Genomic DNA, 9,877 nt, shown 5'->3' with positions numbered 1-9,877 from the left:
TTATGGTGAGAAAGCACTAATTTTCCTCTCCAAAATTGTTATTGATAAGCTGTTCAAGAGCATTAAGAGCATCTGTTGCTTCTGGTCCTGAAACATGAATGGTAAGGTTGCATCCAGATGAAGCCGCTAGCATCATAAGTCCCATAATTGATGATCCACCAACGATTTTTCCATCCTTTTCAACTTCAACAGTGGCGTTAAAGTTGTCAACAGTTTGTACAAATTTTGCAGAAGCCCTTGCATGCAAACCACGTTTATTACAGATATTGAAATGACGGCTTATGCATGGGAGGGTATCTTTAGAAAGCATCAATATTTTATCATCCGCTATGAAATCATACTTGGTACATTAATATATTTACGCCCTGCTTCTTGTGCTATTCTTAACGCATCTGATAATGAGATATCAGGACATTTTCGAATAGAAATCAGTTTAATAAGCATGGGCAAATTAACCCCCGCAATCATTTCAACGCGTCCTTTTTCAATAGCAGGAATAGCTATATTTGACGGTGTCCCACCGAACACATCTGTTAATATGATGACGCCATTATCTGTATTTGTATCGGTAACTGCGGCTATAATATCACCTCGGCGCTGATCTATATCGTCATCGGGATAAACGCATATTGTTGCGAACTTTTCTTGTGTTCCAACAACGTGTTCCACGGCATGTAAAAATTCGACAGCCAGCTCACCGTGCGTTACAAGCACGAGTCCAATCATTTACGCAAACTCCTGTTAACTAATAAGATCCGACCATATTGGTGGGAAAGATATTTTACAATGCTTTATCTTGCTGCCAAGAAAAATTTGCAAAAAAAAGGCAAAAAGTGTGATTTTTTTATCTTTAGAAAAAATTAGACATGTTTGCGCCATATTTTTCTAAACAAAAATGCTTCAATAGCTTGACAAATGGCGGTACAATCGGCTTCACGAAGAGAGGGAAGTTTTAAAAGAGGAATGTGCAAATCTTCAAACTGAAAAGTTTTATTTGTGGAAAAACGTTCATATTGGGGACCGAGAAAGACAACACAATCGATAGTTGTATGCTTTTGGAATTCTATCATATAAAGGCCAACGCCACGAACCTCAATACCGCCCTGTAAGTTATCAGGCGTGTATCCGTGAAGTTTTCCGTTTTCTGCACGCAGCACTGTATAATCATCACTGATAAGTTTCGCTTCACGTTTTGACCATTCAGCGCGGTCGAGCAGAGAGAGGGTGAGGGTTGATTTCCCTGATCCCGATGGACCCATAATTAACAGCCCCTTGCCCCCCAGTTGAAGGCAATTTGCGTGGCGTAGTTCACATTTTGTTTTCATACTTTTTACTTTGGATAAAAGATTTATTTAACGAGAGGAAGCATAATAATAAAACGCGCACCAGTTTTACATTTTCCAAGTGCCGGATCAATAATATTTTCGGCTGTAATTGTCCCATTATGGGCCTCGATGATTTGCCGACTAATAGAAAGCCCAAGTCCAGAATTTTGTCCAAAAGCATCTTCATTTGGTCGATCTGTATAAAAACGTTCAAAAATGCGTTCAATATTTTCTGAACGAATACCGGGGCCATTGTCTTCAATTGTTAAAATAAGTGTTGAAGCATGACTTTTCATAGTAATGGAAATTTTGCCACGATTACGGGGAATAAAGGAACGTGCATTTTCAAGAAGATTGGAAATTACTTGCCCTAAACGGAGTTCATGTCCCAACACAAGATAAGCTTTTCCATGAGGACGTGGGATAATATTAAGACTTACATCGATGGTTTGCGCATTGCGGTATACTTCCTGAACGGCATGAACAAGGCTTTCCAAAAGTGGTGTCATATCAATGATCTCTGCGGTTTCTCGTGCAAGCTCTGCATCGAGCCGCGATGCATCAGAAATATCTGTAATTAACCGATCAAGACGGCGCACATCATGTTGAATAATTTCAAGCAATTTTTCTTGTGCTTCTTCATTTTTAGCCAGGGGAAGAGTTTCAACAGCACTGCGTAGAGAAGTGAGGGGATTTTTTAATTCGTGGCTTACATCAGCAGCAAAGCGTTCAATGGCTTCAATACGCATGTAAAGGGCATTGGTCATGTCACGAATAGAGGTTGAGAGATGACCAATTTCATCTTCACGCATTGAAAAATCAGGGATTTCTACACGCTGATTATTGCCATTACGTACTCGGTTAGCAGAGGCAGATAATTTGCTTAAGGGATGGGCGATTGTATGGGCTAAAAAGAGCGAAAGAACCAAAAGGACGCTGCCTACAACGGCAAAGACTTTAAATATAACCAGTCTTTCAGCTTTTACAATGTTATCAATATCGGAGCCAGTTGTTGAAAGAAGAAGGGCACCAACCACTGCACGATAGCGTTGAACAGGAACGGCAACAGAAACAATGAGTTGACCTTGTCTATTTCGTCTTTTGGTGGTAGCAAGAGATCCGTTTAATGCTCGGTATACTTCTGGATAAGCAATGCCACGGTTTTTTGTTTGCTCTCTATCAAGCGCAATACCTTTGTCATAAAATGTATTTGAATACCATGAAGTCAGGCGATCCCATATGTTTTGTTCTGTTTTAAGTGGGGGTAAATCATAGCTAAAAACTTCTCCGCTAGAATAAAGAACCCGCGAATCAAGAAGTAAAGTAGCATCACGATCATAAATACGTGCTATTGTCGTTTTAGGTGTGATGAGACGTCGTAAAAGAGGAGCAACTTGTTCGGGGTTAATGGGGAAATCCCAAGAGTCGGTTGATTGGGGGGCAGGTGTAACACTTTCACCAGTTTGTAACTCTAAGAGTTTTTGGGGGTCAATAAGGATAGAGTTTGTATCTACCGTTGCAGAAGCAGCAATAGCTCCAGCGATAATTTTACCTTGGGTACATAAACTTTTAATTTTTGCTTCAATTAAACCGTCGCGAAATTGGTTAAGGTATAAAATGCCTGTAACGAGAACGGCAAGGGCAGCAATGTTTAATATAACAATGCGGCGTGTGAGACTGGAAAAAAGCAATTGTCTAAGGAGACGTTGTATTCGAAGATGCAAACGAGAAAACATAAGAAATGGTGTTGAGGATATACCGTTAGGGGCTGTTTTTTTTAGAGTTTCCAGTTGAGAATTGTCTGTCATCGATTTGATTGCCATTCAAATTTTGCGGCAAAGCAGTCTTATACCTCGTGAAAACGATAACCTACACCATAAAGTGTCTCAATCATTGCAAAATCATCATCCACTTGTTTAAATTTTTTACGCAGACGCTTAATGTGACTATCAATGGTACGATCATCCACATAGACCTGATCACTATAGGCAGCATCCATCAAAGCATCACGACTTTTTACAACTCCTGGTCTTTGTGCTAAGGTTTGCAGAATCAAAAATTCCGTAACAGTCAAGATAACAGGTTTATCTTTCCATGTACAGGTGTGACGTTCTTGATCCATCACAAGGTCTCCACGTTTGAGAGAAGAGGTGGAAGCAGTTCCTGTAGAAAGCGGTTGGTTACGTGCATTGGAACGGCGCAAAATAGCTTTCACACGCTCAATGAGAAGACGTTGGGAAAAAGGTTTCGTAATAAAATCATCAGCTCCCATTTTAAGACCGAATAATTCATCAATTTCATCATCTTTAGAGGTGAGAAAAATAACTGGAAGATCAGATTTTTGACGTAAACGACGCAAGAGCTCCATCCCATCCATTCGGGGCATTTTAATATCAAAAATAGCTAAGTGTGGGGGATGAAGTGTGAGACCCTTGAGTGCAGATGCTCCATCTGTATAGCTTTCAACCCGATATCCTTCTGTCTCAAGTGCAAAAGATAGAGAAGTCAAAATATTGCGATCATCATCAACAAGTACAATCGTTTGCGTGATTGTTGGTGTATCTTTCATGGTTTCTTAGACCTTTCTATTGCTGTGGTAGCAAATTACCCACACCTATTTATATGGGAGTTCACATTTTTTTTGCAAAACAAATATGATACAAATTGTAGCAAAGTAAAAAACCTTTTATCATTCCTGTAAAATCTTGTTTTGCTTTCATAATTTATAATGTTTCTACGTCTATTAAGATCCCTTCGTTTGAGAGAAAATTTGCATAAAGGCTTTTTTTCTCAAAATTTATTGCACAGTTTATTATTGTCTTTGTCCCAAAATCGAACAGGTTTAGTTTTGATTGTTGAAGTTTAGAAAATCCGCCTATGTGTTTTAAGAGCAAAGACAAGAATGTGGCAATATATGCACAAAAATTTGTTTCTGCTATACGAAAGGAGGTCATAATGGGATTTTTTAATTTTATTAAAACTGTAGGGGAAAAACTAGGTGTTGGGGATCATGAACCAAAAGAAAAAGACTTTAGAGCCGCATTTGATCATTTTCAACTCGCTACAGAAAAAGTTAATATTCAATTTGAAGATGGTAAAGCTATTTTAAGTGGTGAGGTTCCAGATAGGGAAACACTTGAAAAAGCACTTTTGGTTGTTGGTAATTCACAAGGTATCTCTTCTGTGGATGTGGAGCAATTAAAGGTTATAGATACGACGCCTAGAAAAACTTCTCGTTTTTATGAGGTTAAATCTGGTGATAATCTTTGGAAAATTGCTGAAGAGGTTTATGGAAAAGGGCAAGGTGATAAAAACACATTTATTTTTGAAGCCAATAAACCAATGCTAAAATCTCCTGATAAAATTTATCCTGGACAAGTTTTGCGTATTCCTGAAATTGACCATATTTAACACATCAAAGAGGATAATTTTTTGCTTATTTTATGATATTAAACAAAAATAAGAAGCGTAAAAAAATTTCACGCTTCTTCATTTATAAAATGTGTGTTTATAATAAAAAAGGTTTAGTGAGTATGAGTGGAATTAGAGGGTGAAGTTGTTTTCATAGCGTTTACAGAGAAATCAACATCAATGGTTCCTGCGTTTTCAAATGTTAATTTTGCGCTAATTTTATCACCTAGCTTGAATGGTTGTGAAAGCCCCATAAACATAATATGGTTACCACCCGGCTTAAGTGTGACTTCGCCATTTCCCGGAATTTCAATGCCATTATGCATTTTTTCCATTTTCATAATATCATTGACAACAGCCATAGTGTGCATTTCTGTTGTTTTTACGCCGTTTGTGGAAATAGAAACTAAACGGTCTGGGGTATTACCGTGATTAATAATATACAAATAACCGCTACTAACTTTTACACCTTCAGGTGTTTCGCGTGCCCAAGGATTGAGAATTTCTATGTCACCAAGTTTATATTGCTGGGCACTTACGGGTAGTGTTATACCTGCAAAGAGAAGAGCACATACGATATTCGCGATAACCTTTTTGTATGAATATTGCGCATGTATTGTATTTTTAAAGATGAAATTTGTTATTTTCTTGATAAGAGATATACCCATTGATTTACCCTCCTTCATAAGATTCACACTTTGAATGTTTTTTCATTTTAGCAGATTTTTTATTTAAAATAAAAGCAAAGAATTGCTAAAATAAAATCGATTTAAATATGAAAATAAAAATCATAGAGTTCTTGGACCTTAAAGGAAAAATAGGGTTTACAAAGGCAAAACATCTCACAACGTTATTTGTAAATGGTAGAAATTTATGGTGCATCACTATTTTACTGAATAAAGATACAATACAAAAAGATCATACACTTGACCAACTTTTAGTATTACGACAGTTATTTATGATTTAAAATGTTTATACAGAGGCATTTTATATATTTTCAAATTTTAGAAGAATACAGTTAAGAAAAAGCTTTTTCGGTGAATTTAAAGTACAACTTTTAAATAGCAATGAATAATGAGAATATTAGAAGAAGAGCTTTTGAGAGGAGATTGATAGGTAATATAATTATCAGTATAAGCATATGGAAAGGCAGCGTTTAATACTATGAAGAAAGCTCATAAAAATAGTTTCATAAGATGCGGATATTTTAGTCTCAGGAAGTTTTGTAATATTTTATAATATTTGTGATATAAGTTATTCCCTTTTATAGAGATATTAAAAAAAGCTTTTATGTCAGTATTTCTTAATGAGCGATAAGAGATCAAGAACGCGTTTACAATTGCTCTTTTAATTTTTTATTTTTATAGACAGATATGGTTGTTGAGAATTGCGAGAAAAATAGATTATGATCTCAAATCTTTCATAAATATGGTATTTATGGGTTATTAGAGTGCCTATTTTAAAAGAAATTTTTTATTTTGGAGATGTTTCTCTCATTGTTCTCTTGTAGCAATAAAATCCTGTTCTTATATACGAGACAGCGAGGCTTGTTGCGACTTGCGGTTTATGATTATTTTTATGTTGCTTGAAGCAATATACGGGCTTTGAGTGTTATGAGGAGCTATCTTAAAAAGATGCTTTATGAAGGTTGAGGTAGCTTGCTGAATGGAGATTATAATATGGCAAAAGTAATTGGTATTGATTTGGGGACGACAAACTCTTGTGTGGCTGTTATGGATGGCAAAAACGCAAAGGTTATCGAAAACTCAGAAGGAGCGCGAACAACACCTTCTGTTGTTGCCTTTACTGATGGGGGAGAGCGGCTTGTTGGACAGCCTGCTAAACGTCAGGCAGTAACAAATCCTGAAGGGACAGTTTTTGCAGTAAAACGTTTGATAGGGCGCCGTTTTGATGACCCTATGGTTGAAAAAGATAAAGCACTTGTACCTTATAAAATCGTTAAAGGTGACAACGGCGATGCATGGGTTGAAGAAGCAGGTAAGAAATATTCTCCATCGCAAATTTCAGCGATGATTTTGCAAAAGATGAAGGAAACAGCTGAATCTTACCTTGGTGAAAAAGTTGAGCAAGCAGTTATTACCGTTCCTGCTTATTTCAATGATGCACAACGTCAAGCGACTAAAGATGCGGGTAAAATTGCTGGACTTGAAGTTTTACGGATTATTAATGAGCCGACCGCCGCTGCTTTAGCGTATGGTTTGGACAAAAAGGACGGAAAGACAATTGCTGTTTACGACCTTGGTGGTGGTACATTTGATATTTCAGTCCTTGAAATCGGAGATGGCGTTTTTGAGGTTAAATCAACTAATGGAGATACATTCTTAGGGGGTGAAGATTTTGACATGCGTCTGGTCGGTTATTTTGCCGATGAATTCAAAAAAGAGCAAGGAATTGATCTGAAAAATGATAAACTCGCTTTACAGCGGTTAAAAGAAGCGGCAGAAAAAGCAAAGATTGAGCTTTCTTCATCACAGCAAACGGAGATCAATTTACCATTTATCACGGCAGATCAATCAGGTCCCAAGCACTTAACAATGAAGTTGACGCGGGCAAAATTTGAATCTCTGGTTGACGATTTAGTGCAGCGTACCATCGAGCCTTGTAAAGCTGCGTTGAAAGATGCTGGATTAAAGGCTGGTGAGATTGACGAAGTTGTTTTAGTGGGTGGTATGACACGTATGCCCAAGATTCAGCAAGTTGTGCAGAGCTTTTTTGGCAAGGATCCCCACAAAGGTGTTAACCCCGATGAAGTGGTTGCAATGGGTGCTGCCATCCAAGGAGGTGTATTGCAAGGCGATGTTAAAGATGTTTTGTTGCTAGATGTAACACCTTTATCTTTGGGTATTGAAACCTTGGGTGGAGTCTTCACACGCCTCATTGAGCGCAATACCACGATCCCGACGAAAAAATCACAAGTTTTTTCGACAGCTGATGATAACCAGAGTGCTGTGACGATTCGCGTTTTCCAAGGTGAACGGGAAATGGCAAGTGATAATAAATTATTGGCTCAATTTGATCTTGTTGGTATTCCCCCCGCACCACGTGGTATACCTCAAATTGAAGTTACTTTTGATATCGATGCAAATGGTATTGTTAATGTTTCGGCCAAAGATAAGGGAACGGGTAAAGAGCATCAGATTCGTATTCAGGCGTCAGGTGGTTTAAGTGATGCTGATATTGAAAAAATGGTAAAGGATGCCGAAGAGCACGCGGCTGAGGATAAAAAACGCCGTGAAGGTGTTGAAGCCAAGAATCAAGCGGAGGCTCTTATTCATTCAACTGAAAAATCGCTCAATGAATATGGCGATAAAGTATCAGCTGAAGAAAAGGGACAGATTGAAACAGCAATATCTGATTTGAAATCTGCGCTTGAAGGCAGTGATACGGAAGAAATAACAACAAAGATGCAAAAACTAGCAGAAGTCAGTATGAAGCTTGGACAAGCTATGTATGAAGCCTCACAAGCAGCGAGCGCTGACACTGAAACAGAGACAAAGAATGATGATGTTGTCGATGCTGATTTTGAAGAAGTTAATGATAAGAAGGAATAGTGTCAGCCTATGTGTTGATTAATTGATAAACCCAGCCTTTGAAATATAGGGCTGGGCTTTGTTATTTGAGATAAGTTGCAACTTTGTTGCTAAAAATATACATTAAAAGCGATATTATCCATAAAGATGGATGACAGAAAAACTATCAGGAATACATGATGAAGGTTGATTATTATGAAATTCTTGGCGTGACTCGTGAATGTGATGATAAAAAGTTGAAATCTGCTTTTCGTAAGTTGGCAATGCAATATCATCCTGATCGCAACGCCGGGGATAAAGAGGCAGAGCGAAGATTCAAAGAAATTGGCGAAGCCTATGAAGTTCTGAAAGATCCTCAAAAGCGTGCTGCTTATGACCGATTTGGTCACGCGGCCTTTGAAAATAGCGGTGGTCAAGGGGGAGGAAATCCCTTTAGCGGTTTTGCTTCTGGCAGTGGATTTGCTGATATTTTTGAAGACTTTTTTGGTGAGATTATGGGAGGTGCACACCGTAAGCGTGGTGATGGTCGCGAACGTGGTGCAGATCTAAGTTATAATATGGAAGTGACTTTAGAAGAGGCATTTTCAGGAAAAACTGCAGAAATTAATATTCCTAGTTCGCTCACATGTGATGTTTGTGAAGGTTCAGGAGCGAGAAAGGGCTCTAGGCCACAAGTTTGTGGAACATGTCATGGCTCTGGTCGTGTGCGTGCTGCACAAGGTTTCTTTTCTATTGAGCGAACATGTCCTACATGTCATGGACGTGGTGAAACGATTACAGATCCATGCCCAAAATGTCAGGGGACACGGCGCATAGAGAAACAACGTTCATTGAGCGTGAATATTCCAGCTGGTATTGAAGATGGGACGCGTATTCGTCTTTCTGGTGAGGGAGATGCTGGTATTCGTGGTGGTCCCAGTGGTGATCTTTATATTTTCCTTTCCGTTAAACCGCATGAATTTTTTCAGCGAGAAGGTGCAGATCTTCACTGTCGCGTTCCTATTTCAATGATAACAGCGGCTTTAGGGGGAGAGTTTGAAGTTTCTGACCTTGATGGTGTTAAAGCACGTGTTAAGATTCCTGAAGGGACACAAAATGGACGTCAATTCCGCCTTAAAGGCAAAGGTATGCCTATGCTGCGCCGTCAGCAAGCAAGAGGTGACCTTTACATCCATATCACGATTGAGACACCACAGAAACTCACGCAAGAGCAACGTGAATTGTTGCAAAAATTTGAAAAGCTTTCAAATCATGAAAATTCACCACAATCGCATGGTTTTTTTTCCCGTATGAAAGAATTTTTTGAAAATATTTCTGGTTAAAATATGTGAATATTCTCAGAATAAATGAAAAAACACTTTTGAAAGGCTGTTTTCATTAAACTTTCTATTGTCTCACCATCTTTGAAAAGCCTTCTTTGTGCTTGAAAAGAAAAGGGAGAAGCGATTAATTGAGTCTAAGTTCCTGCTGCTGAGAGTTTTTTACATTTCACAAGTTTTATGGATAAGTCTTGCTTTTGAGTGTCTATAACGTTTTAAAAAAGACTTATCCATATAAGGATGCAATTGAATGACTGATAATATTTCGAGT

The 9,877-nt window shown here is 38.2% G+C and carries 9 protein-coding genes; 3 read left to right on the top strand and 6 right to left on the bottom strand.

Annotated features, from left to right (window positions below; genetic code table 11):
* Positions 1–16: 16 nt before the first annotated feature.
* The 5 genes from BN338_RS04305 to BN338_RS04285 form a co-directional block, all read right to left on the bottom strand.
* Positions 17–310, bottom strand: a complete 294-nt coding sequence (locus BN338_RS04305; protein ID WP_039759376.1) for an HPr family phosphocarrier protein — start codon at positions 308–310, stop codon at positions 17–19.
* A gap of 17 nt (positions 311–327) precedes the next feature.
* Positions 328–726 (bottom strand): PTS sugar transporter subunit IIA, encoded by a 399-nt coding sequence (locus tag BN338_RS04300; protein WP_039759375.1) that lies wholly within the window; start codon positions 724–726, stop codon positions 328–330.
* 134 nt (positions 727–860) lie between these two features.
* A complete protein-coding gene (locus BN338_RS04295) occupies positions 861–1,325 on the bottom strand; it encodes an HPr kinase/phosphatase C-terminal domain-containing protein (RefSeq protein ID WP_039759373.1) in 465 nt (154 codons plus the stop codon).
* A 23-nt stretch (positions 1,326–1,348) separates the two neighbouring features.
* On the bottom strand, positions 1,349–3,133 hold the full coding sequence (locus BN338_RS04290; protein WP_039759371.1) for a sensor histidine kinase: 1,785 nt from the start codon (positions 3,131–3,133) through the stop codon (positions 1,349–1,351).
* Positions 3,134–3,171: 38 nt separating this feature from the next.
* Positions 3,172–3,894, bottom strand: coding sequence for a response regulator transcription factor (locus BN338_RS04285; RefSeq protein WP_039759370.1), 723 nt, complete (start codon positions 3,892–3,894; stop codon positions 3,172–3,174).
* 386 nt (positions 3,895–4,280) lie between these two features.
* Between BN338_RS04285 and lysM the strand changes: the two genes are divergently transcribed.
* Entirely contained in the window at positions 4,281–4,736 is a 456-nt protein-coding gene (gene lysM / locus BN338_RS04275) for a peptidoglycan-binding protein LysM (RefSeq protein WP_039759367.1), read from the top strand.
* A gap of 113 nt (positions 4,737–4,849) precedes the next feature.
* Here the strand turns inward: lysM and BN338_RS04270 are convergent, their stop codons facing one another.
* Positions 4,850–5,404, bottom strand: coding sequence for a copper chaperone PCu(A)C (locus BN338_RS04270; RefSeq protein WP_039759365.1), 555 nt, complete (start codon positions 5,402–5,404; stop codon positions 4,850–4,852).
* 1,011 nt (positions 5,405–6,415) lie between these two features.
* Between BN338_RS04270 and dnaK the strand changes: the two genes are divergently transcribed.
* Together dnaK and dnaJ are read left to right on the top strand one after the other, a co-directional pair.
* Complete coding sequence (gene dnaK / locus BN338_RS04260) at positions 6,416–8,308, top strand: molecular chaperone DnaK (RefSeq protein WP_039759361.1); 1,893 nt, start codon at positions 6,416–6,418, stop codon at positions 8,306–8,308.
* 158 nt (positions 8,309–8,466) lie between these two features.
* On the top strand, positions 8,467–9,609 hold the full coding sequence (dnaJ, locus tag BN338_RS04255; protein WP_039759360.1) for a molecular chaperone DnaJ: 1,143 nt from the start codon (positions 8,467–8,469) through the stop codon (positions 9,607–9,609).
* Positions 9,610–9,877: the final 268 nt, after the last annotated feature.

This window comes from Bartonella queenslandensis AUST/NH15, assembly GCF_000312585.1.
GTDB classification, from domain to species: Bacteria; Pseudomonadota; Alphaproteobacteria; order Rhizobiales; family Rhizobiaceae; genus Bartonella; species Bartonella queenslandensis_A.
This window is presented reverse-complemented; position numbering and strand designations above follow the sequence as displayed.